The 25,268-nt window shown below is 33.7% G+C and carries 24 protein-coding genes; all 24 read right to left on the bottom strand.

Translation table 11 applies throughout. The annotated features are described in order from the left end of the window. Positions 1-13 precede the first annotated feature (13 nt). Positions 14-874 carry a hypothetical protein gene (locus IPN31_02095; protein MBK8680700.1) on the bottom strand — a complete coding sequence of 287 codons (861 nt, stop codon included), beginning with the start codon at positions 872-874 and terminating at the stop codon, positions 14-16. 9 nt (positions 875-883) lie between these two features. Further along, positions 884-1,438, bottom strand: coding sequence for a dihydrofolate reductase family protein (locus tag IPN31_02090; protein ID MBK8680699.1), 555 nt, complete (start codon positions 1,436-1,438; stop codon positions 884-886). 14 nt (positions 1,439-1,452) lie between these two features. Next, the gene (locus IPN31_02085) at positions 1,453-1,818 is read right to left on the bottom strand and encodes a DUF2200 domain-containing protein (GenBank protein ID MBK8680698.1); all 366 of its coding nucleotides are present in this window, start codon (positions 1,816-1,818) and stop codon (positions 1,453-1,455) included. Then, complete coding sequence (locus IPN31_02080) at positions 1,815-2,102, bottom strand: YdeI/OmpD-associated family protein (GenBank protein MBK8680697.1); 288 nt, start codon at positions 2,100-2,102, stop codon at positions 1,815-1,817. Before IPN31_02080 ends, IPN31_02085 begins: the two co-directional genes overlap by 4 nt. Before the next feature lie 424 nt (positions 2,103-2,526). Next, positions 2,527-3,210 carry a response regulator transcription factor gene (locus IPN31_02075; protein ID MBK8680696.1) on the bottom strand — a complete coding sequence of 228 codons (684 nt, stop codon included), beginning with the start codon at positions 3,208-3,210 and terminating at the stop codon, positions 2,527-2,529. Then, on the bottom strand, positions 3,207-4,223 hold the full coding sequence (locus tag IPN31_02070) for a histidine kinase (protein MBK8680695.1): 1,017 nt from the start codon (positions 4,221-4,223) through the stop codon (positions 3,207-3,209). Before IPN31_02070 ends, IPN31_02075 begins: the two co-directional genes overlap by 4 nt. 58 nt (positions 4,224-4,281) lie before the next feature. Continuing rightward, positions 4,282-7,812 (bottom strand): hypothetical protein, encoded by a 3,531-nt coding sequence (locus IPN31_02065; GenBank protein ID MBK8680694.1) that lies wholly within the window; start codon positions 7,810-7,812, stop codon positions 4,282-4,284. A gap of 12 nt (positions 7,813-7,824) precedes the next feature. Then, positions 7,825-8,667: a hypothetical protein gene (locus IPN31_02060; protein MBK8680693.1), complete on the bottom strand. Its 843-nt coding sequence runs from the start codon at positions 8,665-8,667 to the stop codon at positions 7,825-7,827. 11 nt (positions 8,668-8,678) lie between these two features. Next, positions 8,679-9,551, bottom strand: a complete 873-nt coding sequence (locus IPN31_02055; protein ID MBK8680692.1) for an ABC transporter ATP-binding protein — start codon at positions 9,549-9,551, stop codon at positions 8,679-8,681. Positions 9,552-10,296: 745 nt separating this feature from the next. Beyond that, positions 10,297-12,024 carry a HAMP domain-containing protein gene (locus tag IPN31_02050; protein MBK8680691.1) on the bottom strand — a complete coding sequence of 576 codons (1,728 nt, stop codon included), beginning with the start codon at positions 12,022-12,024 and terminating at the stop codon, positions 10,297-10,299. Further along, on the bottom strand, positions 12,024-13,148 hold the full coding sequence (locus IPN31_02045) for a sensor protein KdpD (protein MBK8680690.1): 1,125 nt from the start codon (positions 13,146-13,148) through the stop codon (positions 12,024-12,026). Before IPN31_02045 ends, IPN31_02050 begins: the two co-directional genes overlap by 1 nt. Before the next feature lies 1 nt (position 13,149). Beyond that, the gene (locus IPN31_02040) at positions 13,150-14,214 is read right to left on the bottom strand and encodes a porin (GenBank protein MBK8680689.1); all 1,065 of its coding nucleotides are present in this window, start codon (positions 14,212-14,214) and stop codon (positions 13,150-13,152) included. A 127-nt stretch (positions 14,215-14,341) separates the two neighbouring features. Further along, positions 14,342-14,905, bottom strand: a complete 564-nt coding sequence (locus IPN31_02035) for a K(+)-transporting ATPase subunit C (protein ID MBK8680688.1) — start codon at positions 14,903-14,905, stop codon at positions 14,342-14,344. Positions 14,906-14,915: 10 nt separating this feature from the next. Further along, positions 14,916-16,958 carry a potassium-transporting ATPase subunit KdpB gene (gene kdpB / locus IPN31_02030; protein ID MBK8680687.1) on the bottom strand — a complete coding sequence of 681 codons (2,043 nt, stop codon included), beginning with the start codon at positions 16,956-16,958 and terminating at the stop codon, positions 14,916-14,918. A gap of 17 nt (positions 16,959-16,975) precedes the next feature. Further along, positions 16,976-18,667: a potassium-transporting ATPase subunit KdpA gene (gene kdpA / locus IPN31_02025; GenBank protein MBK8680686.1), complete on the bottom strand. Its 1,692-nt coding sequence runs from the start codon at positions 18,665-18,667 to the stop codon at positions 16,976-16,978. A 133-nt stretch (positions 18,668-18,800) separates the two neighbouring features. Next, entirely contained in the window at positions 18,801-18,878 is a 78-nt protein-coding gene (gene kdpF / locus IPN31_02020; GenBank protein MBK8680685.1) for a K(+)-transporting ATPase subunit F, read from the bottom strand. A 261-nt stretch (positions 18,879-19,139) separates the two neighbouring features. Next, positions 19,140-20,483 (bottom strand): sigma-54-dependent Fis family transcriptional regulator, encoded by a 1,344-nt coding sequence (locus IPN31_02015; protein MBK8680684.1) that lies wholly within the window; start codon positions 20,481-20,483, stop codon positions 19,140-19,142. A gap of 430 nt (positions 20,484-20,913) precedes the next feature. Then, positions 20,914-21,111, bottom strand: coding sequence for a hypothetical protein (locus tag IPN31_02010; GenBank protein ID MBK8680683.1), 198 nt, complete (start codon positions 21,109-21,111; stop codon positions 20,914-20,916). Between the two features lie 199 nt (positions 21,112-21,310). Next, complete coding sequence (locus tag IPN31_02005) at positions 21,311-21,889, bottom strand: hypothetical protein (protein ID MBK8680682.1); 579 nt, start codon at positions 21,887-21,889, stop codon at positions 21,311-21,313. A 594-nt stretch (positions 21,890-22,483) separates the two neighbouring features. Beyond that, the gene (locus IPN31_02000) at positions 22,484-22,696 is read right to left on the bottom strand and encodes a hypothetical protein (GenBank protein MBK8680681.1); all 213 of its coding nucleotides are present in this window, start codon (positions 22,694-22,696) and stop codon (positions 22,484-22,486) included. A gap of 20 nt (positions 22,697-22,716) precedes the next feature. Further along, positions 22,717-23,097: a DoxX family protein gene (locus tag IPN31_01995; protein MBK8680680.1), complete on the bottom strand. Its 381-nt coding sequence runs from the start codon at positions 23,095-23,097 to the stop codon at positions 22,717-22,719. A 3-nt stretch (positions 23,098-23,100) separates the two neighbouring features. Then, positions 23,101-24,054, bottom strand: a complete 954-nt coding sequence (locus tag IPN31_01990; protein MBK8680679.1) for an SRPBCC domain-containing protein — start codon at positions 24,052-24,054, stop codon at positions 23,101-23,103. Next, positions 24,051-24,377 (bottom strand): winged helix-turn-helix transcriptional regulator, encoded by a 327-nt coding sequence (locus IPN31_01985; protein ID MBK8680678.1) that lies wholly within the window; start codon positions 24,375-24,377, stop codon positions 24,051-24,053. The genes IPN31_01990 and IPN31_01985 overlap by 4 nt, the downstream gene beginning before the upstream one ends. A 269-nt stretch (positions 24,378-24,646) precedes the next feature. Continuing rightward, the gene (locus tag IPN31_01980) at positions 24,647-25,267 is read right to left on the bottom strand and encodes a dihydrofolate reductase (protein MBK8680677.1); all 621 of its coding nucleotides are present in this window, start codon (positions 25,265-25,267) and stop codon (positions 24,647-24,649) included. Between the last annotated feature and the right edge of the window lies 1 nt (position 25,268).

The raw sequence follows: 25,268 nt of genomic DNA, 5'->3' as shown, positions 1-25,268 counted from the left end.
ATTTTTATATTTTTTAAGGATTTAATTTCCAAATTTTATCTGAAAAAATTAAATATTCTGACAACGCTGCTGACCCATACCAATTGTAAAGTTCAAAGTCCAACAAGGCTTCTTTAATTGCCGGGTCGTTTTGCAATAATCTTTCAGCTTCTTCAAAAGTCGTAACATTCAGAATGAAAATTCCACGGTATGTTTTATCGTTTTTGCTTATTGGTCCTGCAACTATCATTTTTCCTTCGGTTACCAAAAGATTAATATTTTCCATGTGTCCACGAAAGCTATTATTTATAAAGATTTTGTCTGTACTTTGATTAGTTCCTGTTTTAAGAATAACCAATATATAGCTTTTCATACCATAATCATCGCCACCTAATTTTTGAGCTAATTCATGGTTATAATTCGGGTTTAATATTGTTGTGTCTTTTAGAATAAATTTCTGAAACTGCTTTTGCAACTTATATGAAAATTCTTTTTGCTCACCGTCTGAAACATGCACGAAAATTTCTGTGTCGTTAAGTTTTTGGTAAACAATTTTTTTAGGGAAGTCGTGATTAGGATTTTCAAAAGTAAATGTGCTGTCAGCTTTCGTTAGTTTAAAATTAATTCCTTTACCCTGATTTTGGTTGAGAACTGTAGCTGTATAGATAATTTCTTTTTTGATAACTGAAATATCGAGGTATTCGGAAATGATCATTTGTCCGTCCTTTAAATTATAAGAAAATCCTTTTATGGTGTTTTCATTGAGTTTATCCCAATGCTCATAAATTTCTTGGTTCTCAATTTTCCAAGTCCCTTGCAAAAAGTCAGGTAAATTGGTTTGAGCGAAAGTTAATTCTACAAAAAACAGAATTGATAGAATGAAAGTGTATTTCATTGTTGTTTTTTAAGGAGTTTTTATTGGCTCATAAAAAAGTATCACTGCGCCGCAATTAAAAATTTTTGTCTTTACAAGTTTAAGAATAGTTCTATCATTTATCTGTTCAAATAAACATAAACCACTGCCTGCTATTACCGGGTGCACCATGAGTTGTAATTCATCAATTAAATTTAGATTTATTAACTGTATTATTAAACTCCGACTTCCAACTAAAATGTCTCTTCCGGATTGTTGTTTAAGTTCTATCAGTTCTTCTTGAATTGTTTGGGTAGCCAACTTTGCACTTTTCCAATCTACATTTTTAAGTGTGTGAGAAAAAACAATTTTTTGAATTTTGTCCATTACAATTGCAAAGTCGTCCATTGACTTTTCACCTGATGGATTTTCTGCAAATGTTCGCCAAAATTCCATAAGTTGATAAGTTATCCTACCGTATAGAACTATGTCAGCGTTACTTAATAAGTCAGCATAATGTGAATGTATTTCTTCGTCCGGATTTATTGCTGTATGGTCGCAAAATCCGTCAAGCGTCATATTGATTCCTGCAATTACTTTTTTCATATTGTTTTTTTATGTTATGCAGTTCTTAAAATCTTTTCCATCTTTCGCCCTTTCGCCAATTCGTCCACCAACTTATCTAAATACCTTGTTTGTTTTGTTAAAGGATTTTCAATTTCTTCTATCCGATATCCGCAAATCACTCCTGTTATGAGATGAGCGTTCGGATGCAATTTTGCTCTTTTGAAAAATGTTTCAAAAGTTACCTTTTCATCAATTAATTCGTGGAGTTTTTTATCATCAAATCCGGTCAACCACTCAATTACTTTATGTAGTTCTTCTTTAGTCCTGCCCTTACCTACCACTTTAGTAATATAGTGTGGATATACCGATGCAAATGTCATGTTCGCAATTCGTTTATCGTGTTCAGGTGTTGTTTTCATATATCAAGTTTTTTAAACCATTTTTTTGCTGTGGGTCTGCGATGCGGACAACCAGGCCAGCAGCAGGGCTTACGTTTTCCTTCTTTAAGATCTTCAATCATCCTGAGGATATGCTCGTTTCGTGTTTCTTGTTTTTTTACGATGGTGATCCAGCAAATCCATTCGTTACGTTGAATAGGCGTAAGACTTTCCCATTTTATACGAATGGCTTCATTGGATGTCAATGCTTTTTCAATATCACTTGGCACTTCGTGCAATATGCCTTTGGAAATTTTACTAGTCATTTGTTTTTGTTTGTTTATAAAAACAGATTTGTGGTTTGTCGTTTTAAAATGATTGCAATTGTCAGTTTGTCTAGAAACTCCTATTCTTTTTTAAAGATAATAATTCTTGGTTTTAATAATTTATTGAAAGCAATTTAAGCGGTATTGAAAAAAAAATTACCATATAGAAGTTAATTATTTTTACTAATGCTCTCTACAAATAAATCTGTGAACTGCACTTCATTATCAGTGCTTATTATTTCATCCAAGTTTTGTGCAAGAAGTACTGATTGATTACTATTAGCTCTTTGTATAAATTTTTATACTGTCCTAAAATAATTTTTATCTATTGCGGTTGCGTTTGTATTTTTTCTGAATCTTCGAATTTTGTAAAACAATTTATTTGATGTGTTGCTTTAGTAATGCGCTTGTAAATGTGTTGAATTTATTTTGTTCCTATTGCTCTTAAAAAGGATTCCCGATAGGTTGAACTAATTGGAAATTTATGCTCAGCAATATAAACAAGATTGTCTTCAACTTTGCTAACCCATTTTAGTGAAACAATTGTGCTTCTATGAATTTGAATAAATGTGTTTGAAGGAAGTTCGCTTTGGGCTGCAGTTATTGAAGTCCGCACAATTATCTTGTCTGATTTTGTTTGATAGGTAACGTAATTGCCATCGCCTTTGATAAAAAGAATATCATCATAAACTATTTTTATTTTTTGATTTCCAGAACTAACAAAAAAGAATGCAGGTGTGACCATTGGAGATTTTAATAGCCGCTCTTTCGCTTTGTTGGTTGCAACTAAAAATCTTGAAAAGTCAAACGGTTTTAATAGGAAGTCAATAGCTTCAACTTCGTAGCTTTCTATTGCATATTCACTATGAGCGGTGGTGAAAATTACCATTGGTTTTTTACTCAGGTGTTTCACAAAATTTAATCCGTCTATATCCGGCATATTAATGTCGAGAAAGAGGAGTTCTATTTCATTTTCCTGCAAATATTTTATAGCTTTTAAAGCATCTGTAAACACATGTTCTAATTGCAAATATTCAATTTTGGAAACATGATTTTTAATTATTTCAATAGCCTTAGGCTCATCATCAATGGCAACACACTTTATCATTTTTGAAATTTAATTACTAATTGAGTAAAATATTTTTCCCCTGATTGTTTGGATACTAATGTATGCAGTTTCGGATATAATAAATTAAGACGCTTTTTTACATTCTGTAATCCGATACCTTTTAAATTACGCTCATCAGTATTAATAATAACTGTGTTCGATACTTCCAATTCAATCAAGTGAATGGCTACATGAATTCTAATTGTAATGGCTGTTTCCTTAGAAGGGCTTACTCCATATTTAAATGCATTTTCAATAAACGTGATTAATAATAGTGGTGCAATTTTAATATCAGGAGTAACGTCTGCGTCCACTTTTATATCTACATCAAGATGATTATTTTTATTTAACCTTAATGTTTGCAATGCAATATATTTTTCAATGTAATCAATTTCTTTTTCTATACTAATAAATTCTGCATTGGAATCATGAAGGTTGTATCGCATCAATGTGCTTAATTTTATAATACTGTCTGCGGTTTTTGGGCTTTCTTCTTCTAAAGCTAAGGCATACACTGCATTAAGTGTATTGAACATGAAGTGTGGATCAACTTGTGCTTTAAGAAAAGCGATTTCCGTTATTAAATTTTCTGCCTTTAATTTTTCAATTAGTCTTAAATTAAGAAACCAATCTCTTGTAGTTATAAAAAGCCAGGACATAGCAAATGTCAAAACAAATGCAATGGTAATGTTTTGCTTTCCTAAAAACTGTTCGGCTGAATTTGCTAAAATTCTTGCCCACTCAATACATAAGAATAAAACAATTACTAAAACGAAATACAAAATCCATCTATTATTTTTTGCAAATATTGGAATGAACAAATAAGAGTTGATAACAAAAACAATTGGGAAACAAAGAATGATAGCAATGAGATTTGTTGGCTCAAATGAATTCCAATAATTGCCTCGACCGAAAATTGCCATGGCAAAATAAATTAATCCAAAAAGGAGAAATAGAAGTAACTCAGCTTTCTTAAGTACAAATAATTGAATTTTCTCTGTTAATTTTTTCAAAGCACTTTAAATTAAATTCGATGGATCAGAAGCTTGGTGGTTTATTGCGTAATTTGAGTTAGAAATGTGCATTGTTATCATCTCTTTTGATGTCTATTAGTAAATAATTAGGGTCAATTGTAATTCTTTCCGGTAAGTAATCAAGTTGCAATTTAAACTGATTATTTGATTTAGTTACCAAAACCATTTTTACTTCCTGCGGCAAAAGCGAACCCATTTTATAAATGCCAATTTCAATATAGTCATTCAGTGGCAATAGCGTTTCGGTATTGGGCTTCTTTTGATACTTTTTGATTGAATAGCCTATGCTAACTTCATATTTAGAATCGGATATTTTTGTTGTTTCAATCTTTTCAATTTGGTTATCATAGTAAGTAACTGTTTCAAATAGATCATGAATTAAATACTGCATCGAATCAGTTGTTTCTTTTTTGATGAAATCTATTATCTCTAATGAAGTGGTGTAAGGTGCTTTTTGTAGTCTTACTTTTTGCATATAATTTCCTAACGCTCTATTCATGGCTTCCTCACCAATGTAATGGCTCAGCGCATTAAATGCCAACATGCCTTTTTGATAAGCAACATGTGATTGACTATTTCCTGCGTTTAGAATTAAAGGCAATTCTGTTTCTTGAGTATCCTTTTGTTTATTCAAATAAGTGTTTAGTGATTTGTTTAATAATTGCAATGCTTTGATTTTACCATATTGCTTTTCATACACTTTTAAAGACACATATTCCGCCATGCTTTCTGTTATCATTTTTGCACCTGCAACATCGGCTGGTATTGCCTGCATTCCCCACCATTGATGTGCAAATTCGTGACTTGATCCAATGAATGGCAGATTTAAAGTTGCTTCATTTTCATCATCAATGTCCATTATAAATCCTAATTCGGAATAGGGAATTGTGTTAGCAAATGATTGGGCAAAATCTCCCCTTGTTCTTGCAAATTCAATAATTCTAACTTGCTCATGTTGGTATGGACTAAAGTTTTTTTCACAATATTCAAGCGTTGCTTTTATGCCGTTTATCATTTCTTGAATATTGTATTCATGATTTTTGTAGTAATAGATTTCTATGGGGAGATTTTTGTAAACATATTTCTTTAACTCATATATTCCTGAAACAAAAGCAAAGTCAATTGTAACCGGAGTAGTAGATTTATAATTAAAATAATTTCTTCCGTTTGTCTCCCACTTCTTTTGTAAATATCCAGGTGCAATAGCTATTTGATTCGAAGTAGTGCTTATTGTTGCTTCAAAATCAATATAGTCTGCATCAGCAGAACGGTAATGATTATTCAAGGACAAAGAATCAGTAGGAAGTTTCTCTGAATTATTGAAACGATAACCAATAGTGGGATAAATCATTGAAGTAATATAAGTGCCATTTTGCTCTACCAATGAATTTTTGTGAAAAATGTTATTAGGAATATTTTTTACATCAAAATACAGAATCAGGCTATCCATTGGTTGCAATGCAGTTTCCAATTTATAAACGTAAATATTTACTATCGTATCATTAGTTATAAGTGTTGCTTTTTGATTGATAAAAATTTGAGTAACAACATCAAAAGCAGATTGAATAATTAGTGTATCTATGTTTTTATTTGATTTATTGACCAACGTGTAACTACCTTTTGAAACAAAAGATAAACTCTCCGGATAAATATCCATTGAAACATTTACGCAAACAATTCTTGGCTGAATCATTTTCTCAAATGCTTTATATTTCTTGTGTGCACTGAAAGTAATATTATTTAATTCGGTTTCTGTTTGAAGTCTTGGCAGACTTTCCTCTTTTACATTAATTAAATATCCAGTACAAATAAATGTGCTCACTATTACTGTTGATGTTATTGCTATTTTGCGGCTTAGTCTTTTATATGCAACAACAATTCTTTCTTTAAATGAAAACACTATTCCTCTCTGCCAAAATAATAAACATCCTGTAAAAATTATTAGTACAAATAATAACCAGTAGAATTTATAAATAAAGTAAGCATAAATGGAATGGCTGTAACCACTTAAATCAGAATAGGCTAAATAAAATCCAGCATCAGGATTTTGATTGAAACGATAAATATATTTTTCAATACCTAACAAAGGCAGTTCTGACAAGCCAAAATAAATTAGTATCAATACAAATAATCCTAACCAGGAATTTGTAAATAAAGAGTGAATGAATAATGCAATAAATGCCCAGATTACAAAACCAATTAAATGAATACCATATAAGTCAAAAATATAGTGCAAGATTTCGAAGCGATAGTAGCCCTCAGATATTTGAACTACAACTCCTGTAATCAAGATAATGGATAACAATAGTATTTGAATTTTTATTAGTGCAATGATTTTTGAAAATGCCAATACCCAATTTGGGATTGCTGTTGAATCAACCAATGAAAACATTTTTGTGGCATTGCTTCGGTGTATTAAAAAGCCGGAATATAAAAATGTAATAAAATTTATAAGTAATGAAAAAAATAAAACAGGAAAAGCCAACATCACCCAAGTTACGGGCAATACTTTTACGCCATAAGGGGAATTCATCTGAGATAAAAGCACATATACGAAAACGGCACCCGTCAAAACAATACTTGCAAAAGCGCCTGTGTGAGTTACTGATTTAAATTCTATGGCTGATAACTTCCATGATTTATATAGGTTAGATAAAAATGAAAATCTAATTCTTGCCAAAGGCAATTCTACTTTTAATATTTGCCCAGCCTTCTGCACAACATTTTTTGATGGTGCTTTCTTATATAATATTAGCTTGTATGGTTCTGCACTAAAGGAAAATATTTTGTAAGTAAGATAGGTTAAAGCAACGGCTATTGTAATCCAAAAGAATCTATTAAGAATAAAAAATTTTGAAATTGGAAGTATAGAATTGTTTTGGTCGGTTAAACTCCAATTTTGAGTGTAATAGTAAGTAGCCGTTTCTCCAAATGGCTCAATCATCATTGCAATAAAACTGATTTCGGCGCTTGCAGTTAATCTTGTAGCTATTTCTCGAAAGATGAGCACTACAATTATTGTGATATATCCGGTATATAAATTTTGTGTTGCAGAAATAGTAAAAAATACGATGATGCTGAACAACAATAGATTTGGTAAAAAATAGAACAGAAATAATTGTACGTATGTAGAGATGTGAAACGGCAGGACAAGTGATTTATTAATACCCGGTAGTTGAGTTCCTACAAAGCATCCGAATAAAAACAACATTGCAAGCAGAAGAAGCGGGATTAATGAGCTAAAAAATTTTGCAGATAAATAATTTTGTTTTGTAATAGGGTAAGAATAAAGTAAGCTATGTGAATTGGATTTAAAATCTCTGTATAAGGAATTACCAATAACCGCAGGAATAATAAAAAGCATTAGTTTGGTTGCCAACAACATTAAACTATATAAAGCAAATGGCGAATTAGCAATACTCTTTTCACCACTTTGTGTTTGGTTGAACAACCCTGCATTGCCAGCTACCGAAAGCATGGCAAACAAGAATAAAATGATACCATAGAAATACAATGATGGATTTTTTGCCCAGTATTTTAACTCGAAGGTTAAGATTGACTTAAACATTACTTACTTGTTTTATTCTCCAAGCCATGTTTGTGTATCCATCACTTCAAAGTATGGATTGCTTTCAAACAGATGTCTGATTATAGGTATATGATCATTACCTATAATCAGAAAAATTGATTTTTCTTTATAGTCTAATTGGTTAATCATTTTTGAATAGATATAAATATTTCTTCTGTACCAATCTGCAGTCAGTTCTGTTCCTAAAAGATAATTTTCCTGGTAACTATAAACATCCACATGTCCTACTTGTGGATACATATTTACATAATGTGCCTGTGAGGACGATTGTACTTTTTTGCTGTTTAGCCATCGCATATAATCTAACAAGGACATAGAATTCATTATGGAATCTATGTCAACAATACTGGTAATAGGCGTTGTAACACCATTTGAGTTGAACTCAAGTATGTTGACCTGATTATGATTCTCGGCATATTCCCGAATACCGGCATACAGACTGCCATACATGCCGGGATGATCACATTGGTAAAGTTTTTTATGTCCCAGCCTTTTAGCTGTTTTAAAAGCAACTTGCCATATTTCATTTGGATTATTTGTCTCTTTTGTTCTGCTCAAATAAGCGGTATACAGGCTATCTATTTTGTTTTCATTTTCAAAATCAGGCATTCTCTCAATGAATATTTTATCAGGATTAACACCAACGATTATGTCATTTAGTTGATTGATACTTTTCTGATGTTTGTCGTCTAAAACATTGTAAGTTGAGTCTGTTTGTGCAAAATGAAAAGTTCCTAATAAATACACTTTTATTTGTGTGTTGTGTTCTTGAGCATAGGCATAAGAAACTAAAAATGTGGCAAAAAATAAAAAATAGATTCTCGAATTATTCATTGTATTTAGTTTTAATTGTTGTTCAATGAAATGAAATATACATCTTCTAATTGTGGTTCAATACTTTTCCACTCATCATCAGGTTCATTTTCTGCAAAAACTTTTATGGTTATGCTATTATCTGCATTGTATTTAGATGAAAGTATTTGGCGTTTCAATTCCTCATTTTGTAATTGTTCTCTTGCTATTTTCTTAACCCAAATGCTACCATTTATTTCTTGAATAGCTTTTGCAGGAGTTGTAAAATTCAAAACTTTTCCCTTCTTCATTATGCAAATATTTTGACACAAGTCTTTAATATCTTCTACAATATGCGTAGAGAAAATTACAGTGTTGTCTGTTCCAACTTCTCTCAGCACATTTAGAAATCGGTTTCTTTCAGCAGGGTCCAAACCTGCTGTTGGTTCATCCACAATTATAAGTCTGGGATTATTCAATAAGAGTTGTGCTATGCCAAATCGTTGTTTCATTCCGCCAGAAAAATTTGCTACATGTTTCATTCTTACTTCAGTGAGGTTAGTAATTTCTAAAACATATTGTATGATTTTATTTCTTTCACTCTTTGAAGTAATGCCTTTTAAAATTGCGAAATAATCTAGTAATTCTTCTGCGGTAACTTTGGGATACACTCCGAATTCCTGAGGCAAATAACCCAACACTTTTCGCAATTCCATTGGGGTTTTTAGAATATCAATTTCATCAAACAAAATATTTCCACTATCCGGTGTTTGAAGGGTAGCGATAGTTCTCATCAATGAGGATTTACCTGCACCATTTGGTCCCAGTAACCCAATCATGCCTCTGTTGAATGTCAGGTTAATATTGTCTAATGCCTTAACACCATTCTTATAAGTCTTACTGAGGTTAGAAATTTTTATTGGCATATAACACGTATTCAAAATTTGAGTAAAGCAAAAATTCAAATTGTTTTTCCTGTTACAAAATAAAAGTGATGGGATAGTAATTACTTGACGTAGAATAGAGGCTAATTGGTGCGAAAATATTTTCACACATGATTAAAGAGAGTTACAGAGATGCTATATTTTAAATTTTCCATGCTGAAAAAATTAATTTCTCCTATAGAAGTTAATTGCTTTATTTCAATGTTCTATGCTAATAAATCTATCAGCCGCACTTCATAATTTGTGCTGATTATTTTTATTAATTGCATATATAAAATTGCAAATCAAAATCAATAAAATTCAATTGTTATTCAATGGAAATGTGTGGTGAGTTTTTAGAGAGTTTGATCTTTTGAAGCTACAAGAAGTTGGCGACTTCGGAGCACAAAACTGTCTGCCAGCAATGAACTTGATACGGAGTATATCCCGATTGTTATCGGGATCATTTAACCACTGAACCGCCATTTTTTTGTAGGTGCTGTTGCACGCTGGCGTTCTTGTATGTCGTGGGTTACAACTATTTTTATGCCGGCGGTTTGTGTCATTTGTCGAGTGCTTTTTTGTCTGGCTTGTGTGTCAATTGTTTTATTTTTTTTGAAGCGTTGGTCTCGAATACTATCGGTATTAAAAACAATTTTTCTTTTGGGTCGGCTTTGCAAGATCTATTAAAAACATTCTTCGTGTGTTGGCATGTACTATTTAAATTGTGCTCACAAAATGTGTAGGACTAACTAAGTGCATTCAATGTTATGGAAAACTTACTTCCCGCTCCAAATTCAGTTTCTACATTAATCCTTCCGCCTTGAGCTTCAATAAATTCTTTACTTATTGCAAGTCCCAGTCCAGTACCTTCTTTCTTTGTCCCAGGTACTCGGAAATATCGGTCAAATATTTTGTCTTTGTATTGTGGAGCAATTCCTTGTCCTGTGTCTCGTACTGAAATTTGAACTTGATTTTTGGTCTCAATTATTGACAAGTAAATTGTAGAGTTGTCGTAAGAGTATCGAATAGCATTAGAAATTAAATTTGTCAATACCCAAGCTGTTTTTTCATTGTCAGCCTGCACTTTTGAGATATTTTCTGGATACTCCACTTTAAACTCTATTTGCTTTTGATCTGCTTGTGTTTGGTTTGCATTTATTGCATATAGCAAGATTTCTTTAGGGTCGGCTGGCATTATGGAAAGTTGAATGTTTCCACTTTCCACTTGTGTCATGTTTAATAATTCGCCAGTAATTTTTAAAAGTCGGGTTGCATCATCTTTTATACTTTCAACTAAATTTTTCTGTTCATCATTAAGATTTCCAATTTCTTCGTTTTCGAGTAGTTGCAAACTCATTTTGATGGAGGAGATAGGTGTTTTAAGTTCGTGTGAAACGGTAGCGATAAAATTTGTTTTGGCAACATCTAATTCTTTGTAACTCGTTACATTTCGCAAAAATATCACATGCCCAACCAATCTTGAATTTGTTTCACCAGTTGGAATTATTGAAATATGCAGTGTTTCTTTTTCAAAGTAGCTTTCTTTATTCTCAGCGAATATTTTTACCGTTGCTTGTTTTATATCATTTATCGACTCCTCCAACACAAAGCCTTGAATCAGGTTGCGAATAAGGTCATTTTTTACAGCTAATTCTAGTGTATCATGTCCAATAATTTCACGTTCATTCATTCCAATAATTTTAATTGCTTCTTCATTTGCAAAAATTACCTTCAAGTTTTCATCTAATCCAATAACAGGGTCCTGCATATTATTGATGATTGCTTCAATTCGCTTTTTCTCCATCATCAACTTTGCCAAAGTACTATTGTTGTATTCTTCCAGTTTTTCCGCCATGGTATTAAATGATTTGGCTAGCTGACCAAACTCGCTATGGCTTTCAAAATGTACTCGTTCAAAATAATTCTTTTCTGCAATTTGCTTTATACTTTTTGTCAATTCTTTGATCGGGTTGGCAATGTTGGAAGGTAGATTAACTAATAGAATAAAGGCAATTATAAAACACATTGTACCAGAAATGGCGATCCAAAAAACAGCTTTGTCGGCTGTAGCTTTAGCCAGTTCACTTTTGCGTTGTATAGCTTGCAAATTCATATCCATTATTTGATATAGGTTTTCTTGAATTGCAAGATGCAAACTACTGTCAGCAGTGTTGTTTTTATACGCTTCGATTTTATGTCTTAGCTCCACATTCGCTTCGAGTTCTCCTATTTCGGTAGCATTACTTTCCTGTTGTTTAAGATTGTTTTCAATTTGTTTGAATGTTTTTTCAGAGGGGTTACTCAAAACAGAAAGTATATTTCTTGAATATAGCAGCGAGTTGTAATTGGCTTTTAGAATATTTTCAGTATCAGATTTTAGAGCATTAATATTAAATGTCCCCACTACACTTAATAGAATAATGAGTATGAATAAAAGCCCAACACCTAGCGTTAGTTTAGTTTTAATTTTCATTATGATAGAATGATAAGGTCAATATCGTTTGAGGATAATTTTTTTAATAGCTGGTTGAAAATGTTAGTAGACAGAATTACTCTAAATAAATTCAAATGAGGTTTCCCAATACAGATTGTTGTGATTTTTCGTTCGCTTGCTTGTTCAATAATTACATTTGATATGGATGAGCCCTCAACTTTTATTATTTCTGCACCTAACTCAGTGGCTAATTTAAAATTGTTAATCAAATGTCGTTGCTTGGCTAATTCAATTTTATCAGCACTTTCATTTGGTGTTTGGACATACAGCACATACCATTTGCTATGGTAGTAATTTGCTAATCGAGCTGTTTTTCTGATTACGGTTTTTGCTGTTTTTTCATTGCTGCTAATACATGCTAAGAATCGTTCATGCTTTAAAATATTAGGCTTACTAATTTCTGTTTCCACTTTTCTTTCCACCTGCGATGCTACCTCCTTTAAAGCCAATTCACGAAGTTGCAATATGTGGTCACTTTGAAAGAAATTTTTCAAAGCAGTTGTAATTTTCTCAGCTTGATAGATTTTTCCTTCTTTCAATCGGGCAATGAGTTCATCCGCAGTAAGGTCAATATTTACTACTTCATCGGCCTGTGCCAATACGCTGTCAGGAATTCTTTCTTTTACTTCTATTCCTGTTATGCTTTTGATTTCTTCGTTTAAACTTTCAATGTGCTGAATGTTTACAGCAGAAATCACATTGATGCCTGCATCTAAAATTTCAATTACATCTTGCCAACGCTTTTCATTTTTGCTGCCTTCTATATTGGTATGTGCTAATTCATCTACAATAACTACTTCAGGCCGTAAATTAATTACAGCCTGAACGTCCATTTCTTCTAATTCTTTTCCTTTATAAAAAAGCGTTCTTCTCGGAATAAGTGGTAACCCTTCCAGTAATTCTTGTGTTTCTTTTCTATTGTGTGTTTCTATAAAACCTATTTTGACATCAATCCCGTTTTTCAATAAGGAACGAGCTTCTTGCAACATACGATATGATTTACCTACACCAGCACTCATGCCGATGTAAATTTTGAATTTCCCCCTCCTTGATTTTTTTATCAAGTCAAGAAAATGTTGAACGGTTTTATCTTTATCACTCATTTTAAAAAGAGATAGCTAATGATGTTGTTACACAATAATTTTGAACACTTGGCTGCTTGTCTAAGGTAAATATTTCATCCTTGCTGGTAAATCCTCTTCCTTCTATTCTCCACACTACATTTTCAGTAATGTTATAATCGAGATTTAAAGAATAACCATAGGTTTGAAATCCATTAATTGTACCGGTTGAAATTATTACTCCATTTGCATCGCTATAATATTCACCTCTTACTGCAATATTGATTTTATCAGTTGGCGAGTATTGGGCAATAACCACAGGCGAATACCAAATGTTATAGGCACTGCTTCCTTTTGATTTTTGTTGAGCACCGATATCAAATCCGATAATTAATCCAAACTTTTCATGTAGTTGAATTTGAGTGTAAAAATCATGGAAATACCGCATCTGACGTATACTGTCAGGCATATCATTACCAATAAAAGAACTGCTGTTTAAAGTTATTTTTGAACTTGGTTTGTATGTTAGCTGATGCCCGAAACCAGGTGTATTGTTTCCATTCACCCGTTGTATGCGTTGCCATCCATTCAATACCAATCCACTTAGAAACCATTTTTCATTATCACTTGTATAGGAAACTTTTACTCCACTTTCATAATAGGGTGAGTTTTCGGCTAATATACTTCGTGTAAGTGTCCAACAATCTTTACCTATTGCACTTTCAAAACCAATGTGCGAAGCAAAAATACCTGCATCAATCCATAGGTTCTTATGTTTTGAAATTTTTACTCCAACGTTGGCGTCATAAATATTTTTTAAAACACCGGGTTCTGCCGCAAGGTTGGCATTGGCATAGGTACCCGCCATCAAAGCTAAATTGGCTCTTACTTTATCTGTTTGATAAGCAGCTTTAATAAAACCTATATTCAAATTTACCTCATTGCTGCGATTAAAAGAATATATAAAGGAAGGACGATTATGATCTGATGGATTGCCAAAATCATAGCTGTAATAGATTTCCAAATAGCCTGATAGTTGGAAGTTGTCAAGTGTTTTTAATGTTGGCTTATTGGCAGTATTGTTCAAACTATCCTTTTGCTCGTTCATAATTTGTGCAATGATAGATTGACGTTCTTCATCTGACAATACGGTTTGAGCACTTAACTTACTATATGCACCGATTATGAATAGGCTTATGCCTAAAATCAATCTTACATTTACGAACTTCATAGTTTTAGTTTTTAAGATTGTCTAAAGCCATGTTCAGTTTCAACACATTTATTTTCTCCGGGCCAAATAATCCAAGCAATGGTTTTTCAGTTTGTTGTTCTATGATTTGGTTTATTGTTGTGGTGCTGATGTTGCGAATTTTAGCAATGCGTTTCACCTGCACTTTAGTAGCCTGAACCGAAATATTTGGGTCTAAACCACTACCACTTGCAGTTATCAAATCAACAGGAATTTCAGATTTTTTAAGATCAGGATTATGCACTAAAAAAGTATCTATTCTTGCTTGCACTTCGGCTAAATACTCTTGATTGGAAGCTCCCTTATTACTTCCACCAGAACCTGCTGCGTTGTAACTAACTGCTGATGGCCGTGAATTGAAATACTTATCTTCTGTAAATGCTTGCCCTATGTTAGTATAATAGGTTTTACCATTTTGAGTGATGGTTTCGCCTTTGCCATTGTTAGGTGAAAATTTCGCAATTCCCCAAATTGCTATTGGATAAATAATGATGAGAAGAACAATGCTAAGAATTGTCAGCTTTATAGCTGGTAATATATTTGTTTTCATTTTTTCATTTTTAAATAAATATGGATACTAAAATGTCAATTAATTTTATGCCTGCGAAAGGAACTATTATACCACCCAAACCATAAATAAATAGGTTTCTTCTTAGCAAAGCACTTGCTCCAATAGGTTTGTATGCAACACCTTTTAATGCAAGTGGAATTAGAAGAGGGATGATAATGGCGTTAAAGATTACTGCAGAAAGTATAGCACTTTCAGGTGAATGTAAATTCATAATATTTAACCCTTTTAGAGCAGGAATAGCTACAATAAACAGTGCAGGAATTATGGCGAAATATTTTGCCACGTCATTTGCAATACTGAATGTGGTAAGTGTTCCTCTGGTCATCAATAGCTGTTTTCCAATTTCCACAATTTCAATCAGTTTGGTTGGGTCGTTATCTAAGTCCACCATATTGCCCGCTTCTTTTGCTGCTTGCGTTCCGCTATTCATTGCAACGCCTACATCTGCTTGAGCCAATGCAGGAGCATCATTTGTACCGTCACCCATCATTGCCACCAAACGACCTTCTGCTTGTTCTTTTTTGATGTAATTCATTTTGTCCTCAGGCTTTGCTTCGGCAATAAAATCATCAACTCCTGCTTTCTCGGCAATGAATTTTGCGGTTAAAGGATTGTCGCCTGTAACCATTACTGTTTTGATACCCATTTTACGCAAACGTTCAAATCGTTCGCTGATACCCGTTTTTATAATGTCTTGCAATTCGATTACTCCAATTACTTTTTCATTTTCGGAAACTACCAATGGAGTACCTCCATTGCTTGCTATCATTTTAACTTTTTCCGCTGTTTCTGTTGGAAAAATATTTCCAGCTTTTTCACACAAGCTTTTAATTGCATCAGATGCTCCTTTCCTAATTCTTGTATTCTCAAAGTCAACTCCGCTGCTTCGTGTTTCGGCAGTGAATTTTATGAATGTAGGATTTGACATTTGATAACTCAACGGATTTATTCCTGCCAATTCAATAATGGATTTCCCTTCGGGTGTTTCATCACTCATTGAACTTAATACCACACACTTTATAAAATGCTTTTCATCTACTCCTTCTGCTGGATAGAAGTGGGTCGCCTTTCTGTTACCAATGGTAATTGTTCCTGTTTTATCTAAAAGCAACACATCGATATCACCAGCAGTTTCTACAGCTTTACCGCTTTTGGTAATTACGTTTGCTCGCAAAGCTCTGTCCATGCCTGCAATACCGATGGCAGAAAGCAAACCACCAATTGTTGTTGGTATTAAGCAAACGAATAAGGCAATAAATGCAGAAATAGTAATGGGTGCATTGGCATAATCTGCAAAGGGTTTAAGGGTTACTGTTACAATGATGAATACCAATGTAAATCCTGCTAATAAAATGGTTAAGGCAATTTCATTTGGAGTTTTTTGTCTTGAAGCACCTTCTACCAAAGCAATCATTTTATCTAAAAAACTTTCCCCTTGTTCTGTATTTACCTTCACTGTTATTCTATCTGACAACACTTTTGTTCCGCCAGTTACTGAACTTTTGTCGCCACCAGCTTCACGAATTACGGGAGCACTCTCGCCTGTGATTGCACTTTCGTCAATGGTTGCCAAACCTTCTACAATTTCACCATCCATTGGTATTATGTCGCCAGCTTCGCAGAAAAATAAATCACCTTTTTTTAATTGCGATGAAGGGACAATTTGTATTTCGTCAGAATGAAATTTACCAAGAGATGTCATTTTTTTGGCAGGAGTCTCTTCTCTTGTTTTTCGCAAACTATCTGCCTGTGCTTTGCCTCTTGCTTCTGCTATTGCTTCCGCAAAATTTGCAAAAAGCAAGGTGAGCAGTAAAACAAGAAATACCACAAAGTTGTATGCAAAACTGCCTTGCGATTGCTCGCCTACTAAGATCCACAAGCAAACGAATAGCATCACAGCGGTTCCAATCTCCACAGTAAACATTACTGGATTGCGGAACATTATTTTTGGATTGAGTTTCACAAAGGATTGCTTGAATGCTTCATTTAGCATGTCCTTTTGAAACAATGATGTATTTTTAGATGAGTTCATTTTCTTAATTTTTTAAATTATTTCAACATTGAAAAATATTCTGCAATAGGGCCTAGAGTTAAGGCAGGAAAAAAGGCTAGTGCAGCAATGATGGCGATAACTGTAAACACCATTAATCCAAAGGTGGACGTATCGGTTTTAAGTGTACCGTTGCTTTCGGGAATAAATTTCTTTTCTGCGAGTAATCCAGCGATGGCCAAAGGGCCTATGATAGGAAGGAAGCGACCTAAAATCAACACAAATCCTGTTGAAATATTCCACCAAATTGTGTTGTCGCCAAGCCCTTCAAAACCGCTACCGTTGTTGGCAGCCGATGAGGTGTATTCATAAAGCATTTCGCTAAAACCGTGAAACCCAGGATTAGCCAATGTGGCTGCTGTAAGTTGAGGTGAAGCTGCTGCTAATGCGGTTCCAACCAAAATTAAAAATGGATGTAATAATGCAATAATCATCGCAATTTTCATTTCCCTCGCTTCAACCTTTTTACCCATAAATTCAGGAGTTCTACCGACCATCAGACCACTTATAAATACTGCAAGAATGATGAATATGAAGAAGTTTAGAATTCCTACACCCACACCTCCATAAAATGAGTTGATCATCATGGCCAGTAATTCATTCATACCCGAAAGTGGCATAGAACTATCGTGCATGGAGTTTACTGAACCTGTTGAAATAACAGTGGTAACAATACTCCAAAATCCAGATGCTGCAGCTCCTAATCTTATTTCTTTTCCTTCCATTGCTCCAAGGGTATTGTCTATGCCCATATTAGAAATTGCTGGATTGCCATTCATTTCCATGATGATATTGGGAATGGCAAGCATTAAGAAACCTACTGTCATAACACCAAAAATCATCCAGGCAAATTTTTTCCTTCTGATAAAATAACCGAAAGCAAAAATCAAAGCAAAAGGAATAATAAGTTGAGCAATCATCTCTGTGATATTGGTCAAGTATGATGGGTTTTCAAAAGGGTGAGCACTGTTAACACCAAAAAAACCTCCTCCATTTGTACCTACGTGTTTGATAGCTACAAAAGCGGCTACTGGCCCGGTACTCACTTGCACAGTGTCTCCTTGTAGGCTAACCATGGTATCTTTACCTTCAAATGTCATAGGAGCTCCTTCAAAAGCCAATATTGAAGCGATAATTATTGATAGAGGTAAAAGAATACGTGTACAAGATTTTAAGAAGTAATTATAAAAATTACCCAATTGAGTAGTTGTTTTTTCTCTGAATGCTTTAAAAACTACAACCACTGCTGCCATGCCGGTAGCTGCCGATACAAACTGAAGGAACATTAGCCAGAATTGACCTAAATAACTCAATCCTGTTTCACCTGAATAATGTTGTAAGTTACAGTTCACTAAAAATGAGATGGCTGTATTAAACGCCAAATCACCGCTCATGTCTGGATTGCCATCAGGGTTCATAGGCAACCAACTCATATTGGTAAGCACCAACATAGAAATGATAAACCAAACGGCATTGATCGTAAGTAGAGCTACCAAATGCTGTTTCCAGTTCATTTCGTCCCTAACATTTATACCTGAAACCTTATAGAACAAACGTTCTAAAGGGTTTAAAATCGGGTCGAGCCAGGTTTTTTCTCCTGCATATACCTTTGCGATATATTTCCCAAAGGGTATTGCCAATAATAGCGTAAGCCCGAACATAACTATGATGCCTATAATTTCTGTGTTCATTTTTTTAATTTATTAAAAGGTTAACCAACCAAGCCAAGAGTCTGAAACAACCATAGACGATCAGTAAAATCTCAAGTTTGTGCAACTGATTTAATGTCAATTTTTAGTTTCGCGATCTTCATTTGTATTGTATTTAAAATTTTTCAGGTTTTAAGAGTACATAGCATATATAGCCAAATACTGCGATTGCGATGATGAATAATGCCGTCATAGTTTTAGATTTTTTCGAACCAGTTAATGGCCTTATAGAAAAGGGTAAAGGCCAGTAGCCCTGAGAGAATTAAAATTGTAGTTGTCATATTGCTGATATAATTAATTGTTCGTATCAGCCTTAAGTCAATTTGCTGTCCATATTTGATACGGCCACGCTAAATCATTAATATTGTTAGGTTTAATAGATAAATGTGAATATGCCAAAACAAAAAACCCTTTCGTTTTGAAAGGGTTAATTATAGCGTTATGAAAGGGTGGCTTATTCTAAACCGTATTCGGCAAGCTTTCGATAAAGCGTAGTTAAGGCGATGTTGAGCAATTCAGCAGTTTTGGTTTTGTTTCCGTTGGTGTAGTTCAACACTTTTTGAATGTGGATTTTTTCGGCACTGGCTAAGTCGAAGGCAGAAAGTATTTTACCATTTTTAGCACCCTTTAAATTACTTTGTAATTCAATCGGTAAGCTTTCAATTGCTAATTCATCATTTGAGAGAATTACACTTCTTTCAATAACATTTTTTAGTTCACGAATATTTCCTTTCCAATGATGTAGCTTTAATACTTCAATATATTCCTTTGAAACCGAAAATAATTTCTTGTTGGTTTTAATGGAAAAGTTCTGTAAAAAATTCATCATCAAAGGTTCAATGTCAATTACTCTTTCTCTAAGTGGCGGCAACTCAATTTGAAAAACAGAAATACGGTAAAACAAATCTCTCCTGAAATGTCCTTGTTCAATTTCGCTTTGTAAATCTCTATTGGTTGCTGCAATGATGCGAACATTTACTTTGGTTGGCTTATTTTCACCTACACGGATAAACTCTCCTGTTTCCAAAACCCTTAAAAGTTTTGCTTGCAGCTCCAAAGACATTTCTCCTATCTCATCTAAAAAAATCGTTCCGTTGTTGGCTTCTTCAAAAAGTCCTTTTTGGTCTTTGTTTGCTCCCGTAAATGCTCCAGCTTTGTGTCCGAACATTTCACTCTCCAAAAGTTCTTTGCTGAATGCAGAGCAGTTGATGGCAACAAAGTTGTTTTTATTTCTATTACTTTCCTGATGGATAGCTTGCGCAAATACTTCTTTTCCTGTTCCTGTTTCACCTGTTAGCAAAACAGTCGTATCAGTTGCAGTAACTTTACGAGCTAATTCAATTGCCTTTTGAATAGGTTTTGATTTGCCTATAATTTTATCGAAAGAATGTTTATCGCCAAGTTGCTTTTCAAGTTGCTTTACTCGTTTGGCTAAATCTACTTTTTCGATTGCCCGATAGAGCAAAGGAATAATTTTGTTGTTGTCATCGCCTTTTGTGATGTAGTCGAATGCGCCATTTTTAATAGCTTGTACACCATCAGGAATTTTGCCATATGCAGTTAATAGAATAATCTCAGGTATTGCGAATTTATCTTTAATCTTTTTAGCAAGTTCAACACCGTTTCCGTCAGGCAGTTTTACATCACAAAGAATTACATCAATATCAGTTTGCTCCAGCTTTTTCCAAGCTGCTTTGCAGTCTCCTGCTTGCATCACTTCAAAGCCCTCTAAACTAATAATCCTTGCCAGCAAATTTCTTAGCTTTTCTTCGTCATCTATGATTAAAACCTTTGTCAAAATATTATTCATTAATTAAAGTACAGATTTAGTATTATAAACTGATGCGTTGGTTAAAAAGTGACTCTTTTGGTTTTGCGAAGGGTTGGTCTCGAAAGTTATAGGGATGTCGGGGCAAAACCAAATGTGCTCCCAAAAGCTTTCGGGATGCTGCTGGCTAAAATTGTTTTTAAAATATGTGGGTCGGCAAAAAAAAATAAAACACGAACCGTTGGGCTGTGGTGTTGGATAAAAGTCCATTGTTAAGTTTATATGTTGTGCCAAAGTTTCGATAATTGTCTGTCTGTTTAATGGTTGTTGTGTGGTCTGTTACGCTTGCCTATACCGTCCGTGTGTCTAAAAAAACCTCAGTTATATTTTAAAGGTAATAATTCTGACTTTTTAATAATTTATTGAAAGCGATTTAATCGGTTTATAAAGATGCTTTTTTTTAAGAATAATTTCTGTGCAAAAAAAAATAATTTTCCTTTTTAAAATTATTGATTTTGCAAATACTCTCTGCAAATAAATCTACGAGCCGCACTTCATTATCTGCGCTGATAATTTCATCTAAGTTTTGTGCAAAACTGCCTGCCGACCAAGCAGGTAAAACCGCCTGACTTCTAATGGTTCCTTGTATGTTTTGCATATATAAAATTGCAAATCAAAATCAATAAAATGAAGTTACTATTCAACAGAAATGTGAGGGTTGTTTTAAGGGAGTTTGACGGTTCGCAGTTACAAGAAGTTGGAGATTTTCAACGCAATTGTTCGTACGAAAAACAAGTGATTGATTAACCACAAATGTGCATGTGGAACAATGAACCGCCACATTTACCTAAGCGTTTTTATCGGTTCGTTGTTTTTCTTTTTTCAAGTCTTTTAAATCCATAAAAAATAAGTGAGACACATAATACCAGTCCAATGAGTGCTGGGATAATAATTGATTTTCCGGCATCTCCTGCATTTTCCATACTCCACAGTATTTTTCCTATCGCCATTAAAACAACTACCCCAAGTCCTATAAACAAACTACGTTTCCAAAAGGCAAGTCCTAAAGCAATGAATGAAACAGGAACTGTAATGATTAACATAATTTTTTTTGAGTTCCACTCACCATATAGCCAGTCTTTTTCAAACTGAAGAAATGCCTTTACATTATCAGTTACTGCTTCTGGACTATTAAACCAAAACATACTTGTAAAAAGACAAAATATTGTTATCGATATACCAGTCCAGCTATGCTTATAAGCAAAAAAACAAAAGGGGATTAAAAAGATAGGTCTGATATACCAACTCCATTGGTTGCTATGTCTGTCAAAAACCCAGTCAAAAAAAATTTTATTTGTCATTGATAGAATAAAAAATAATATTGTCAATGTAAAAAATACTAAAGCAATTGTATTATCTCGATTAATTCGTTTCATATTCTGTAATTCATTAATACTGTGACAGTGTGTTGCTGTCACCTGTTATAATAACATCTTACAGCAGTCCGTCTAAAAAGCTCCATTACTTTTTAAAGATAATAATTATCACTTGTAAAAACTTATTGCAATTGATTTAAGCGGTTTATAGAGATGCTTTTTTATAAGAATAATTACTATGCTGAAAAAATAATTTTCCTTTTTACAATTATTGCTTTTGCAAATACTCTCTACAAATAAATCTACGAGCCGCACTTCATTAACTGTGCTGAAATTTCCATCTAAGTTTCTTGCAAGAATTACGCAATGAATTCTATCAGTTCCTAGTATGTATTGCCAATATAAAATTGCAAATCAAAATCAATAAAATGGAATTTTTATTCCATGGAAATGTGTGGTGAGTTTTTAGAGAGTTTGACAGTTTGCAGCTACAAAAAGTTTAGGATTTCGGAGTACAAAACTGTCTGCCAGCAAAAAACTTGTTACGAAGAACAGAACTTCAATAAACCACTGAACCGCCAATTTCTTGTAGCTGCTGTTAGCGGTTCGTTGTTCTTTTTCGCTCTTGTCAGTAAGTAAGTTACTAATATTTTTTCAAATAAGGTCTTCACAAGTATAATCCAAATTAGTCACTAAATTGATGATTGCAATATTGTCTATTACTTCGCCTTCAATGCGTAAAATCTTATCACAATCATCTAAATCAAAGTTGGTTTTTAAATTAGGAGACAGCCGTTTTATCAAAGCAATTATTTTTTTCGCTTCTTTTTGTGTCGTTATATTAGTTTTAAAGACTTCAACTTGCATAGCTACAAATCGTGTAGTTTTTAAGTATGCTCTGTTATAGCTTTCAATCGTCTGTGGTGGAAATAATATGAACCAAAAACAATAAAAAGTAAAACTGTTGGGAAAATTGTCTCTGCGATTTGTTTATTTGATGCTACGATAGAATAAATTGCACCAACAATATCAAAAACAATACCTGCATAAGCCCATTCTTTAAGTCGTGGAAACTTGGGTATAAATATTACTATTAGTGCTAATATTCTTGTAATTCCTAAGAAGGTCGACAGGTATGCTGGATAACCAAGAGAGGTTATTATTTCTACAGATTTTGGATTTCCAATTAACTCCATAAAAGAACCGATGCCTAATGTTGTAATTAACATACCTGTTAGAATCCAATAGAAAATATTAAGTCGTTTCATCATTTATTTTAAAAGAAAGTTTATCATCCAATTAATTCCATATTTGTCGGTAAAGCTGCCAAAGTATGAGCCCCAAGGCATTTCTTGAATGGGCATTTCTATTTTGCCCCCCTCAGAAAGTTTTGTAAAAAGATAGTCTGCATTTTCTCTTGTGTCTGGCTCAATTTGAATGTACATATTGTTTCCTTGTGCAACACTCATTCCCATTTCTTTGGGAGCATCTGTCCCCATTAAAATATGTCCTCCAAGCGTTGGGAGTTCAATGTGTAGAACCATTTTCTTTACGTTTTCAGAAATTGGTGGTTGATTTGGGTCGGATGGAATATCTCCAAATCTTTGGATACCGTTGATAAATTCTGTTTTAAAAACTGATTTGTAAAATTTGAAAGCTTCTTCCGTGTTTCCTGGAAAGTTTAAGTAAGTCGATACTCTTGCCATATTATTAATTTTATTTTGTTTTCTTAAAAGGAATTGCGCTGATATATATTGGTCGAGATTTTCCAATGACATTTTAAAGCCTTCGGTAAAGCCCATCTCAATCATTTTTTCTAAGCGTTCAAGCGATTCATTATAAATGGAAATACTCACTTGTGTGATTTCGTTTTGTTCGCTAAAAGTGTAATCCCAATCAGAACCTGGCAGTTGAGGATTTTCGTCTTCGTCTGCAAAAGCATTAAACATTTTGAAATTGGTTTTTGGCGAAATAGAGGTGTATTGCTGAATAGACCATTTTTCCTGCCCTTCTGGACTTACCATTGCATAAAATCTTCGTCCACCAACTTTGAAATCCATAAATTTTGTTTTGGCAACAAAAGGTTTAGGAGCTGTCCATTGGTCAAGAATCTCTGCTTTGGTAAATGCGTCCCAGACTAAATCAAGGTCTGCTGCAAATTCTCTTGTAACAAATACGGTTTTTGCCGCTTTGTCTACCGTGAAGTCAAATAATAAATTACTCATTTTTTTTGATTTTTAATTGTTGCTAATACTTTATCTAACTGGTTGAACTGATTTTCCAAATTATTTTTGAATTGTTCTAACCATTTTTCTACTTCTATTATTTTTTTTGCATTTAGATGATAATGTATTTCTCTACCTTGTTGCTCTTGCTTTACTATTTCGCATTCTGTAAGAATTTGTAGATGTTTTGAAACTGCTTGTCTGCTGGAATTAAAATGTTCTGCAATGGCATTTGGTGTCAATGCTCCAACCGTCAAAAGCAAAATTATTGCTCGTCTTGTCGGGTCGGCTATGGCTTGAAAAACATCTCGTCTTGATTCCATTGGTTTGATAATTAGCAATTATATGGTTGCAAATATAAATGCAATTATTTGATTGCGCAATTTTTTTTTAGATTTTTAAAATGTCGAGGAAGTTTTATGTGTGTTGAGGGGACGCCCTACAATGACCGTTAACGTTTTGGTGCTTGGCGAAGGTGTAGATTTTCACCGCAAATGTTGATGCCGGGATCTAATCTTTAATTAACCACAAAACTGTCTGCGGAGCACTGAACAGCCATTATTGCCAAACGCCTGTAACCGGTTCGTTGTTTCTACTTCTTTGTCAGTTTGTATCTTAAATGAGTTGTCAATTCTGACGGTATAACTTCTACGATTTGCAAATCATATTTGTCTTTATTTATTCCGTCAAATAGTCGAATTCCACTGCCTAAAAAAACAGGTGCGATATGAATGAAAAATTCGTCCACAAGTCCTGCATTAAGAAATTGTTGAATTGTATTTGCACCACCTTGTATTCTTATGTCCTTTTCTTTTGCTGATTGTTTTGCTTTTTCTAATGCACTTTCTAATCCATCATTTATAAAATGAAAAGTTGTTGTTCCTTCTTGAACCCAAGGTTCTCTTTTTTCGTGAGTTAATACATAAACGTCTGCTTTATAAAGGTCGTTGGGCCAACTTGCTTCGCCTTCATCAAACATCCGTTTTCCCATAATAAATGCACCTGTCCGTTCAATTGTTTCTCTTATATATTTTCCGTCAAATCCATCTTCTTTACCTCCTTCGATTCCTAAGTATTCCCAGAAAGCTTTTTGATTAAGCATCCACGAATGAATTTTTCCTGAAACACCACCCATTGGATTTTTAGGACTTCTGTTATCTCCTGCGAAAAAACCATCAAGAGATATTCCACTGTCAAAAATTATTCTGCTCATA

It is taken from the genome of Bacteroidota bacterium, assembly GCA_016715425.1.
In the GTDB taxonomy this organism is placed as follows: Bacteria; Bacteroidota; Bacteroidia; order Chitinophagales; family BACL12; genus JADKAC01.
Note: the sequence above shows the minus strand (reverse complement) of the source record. Positions and strands in the feature narration are given on the sequence as shown.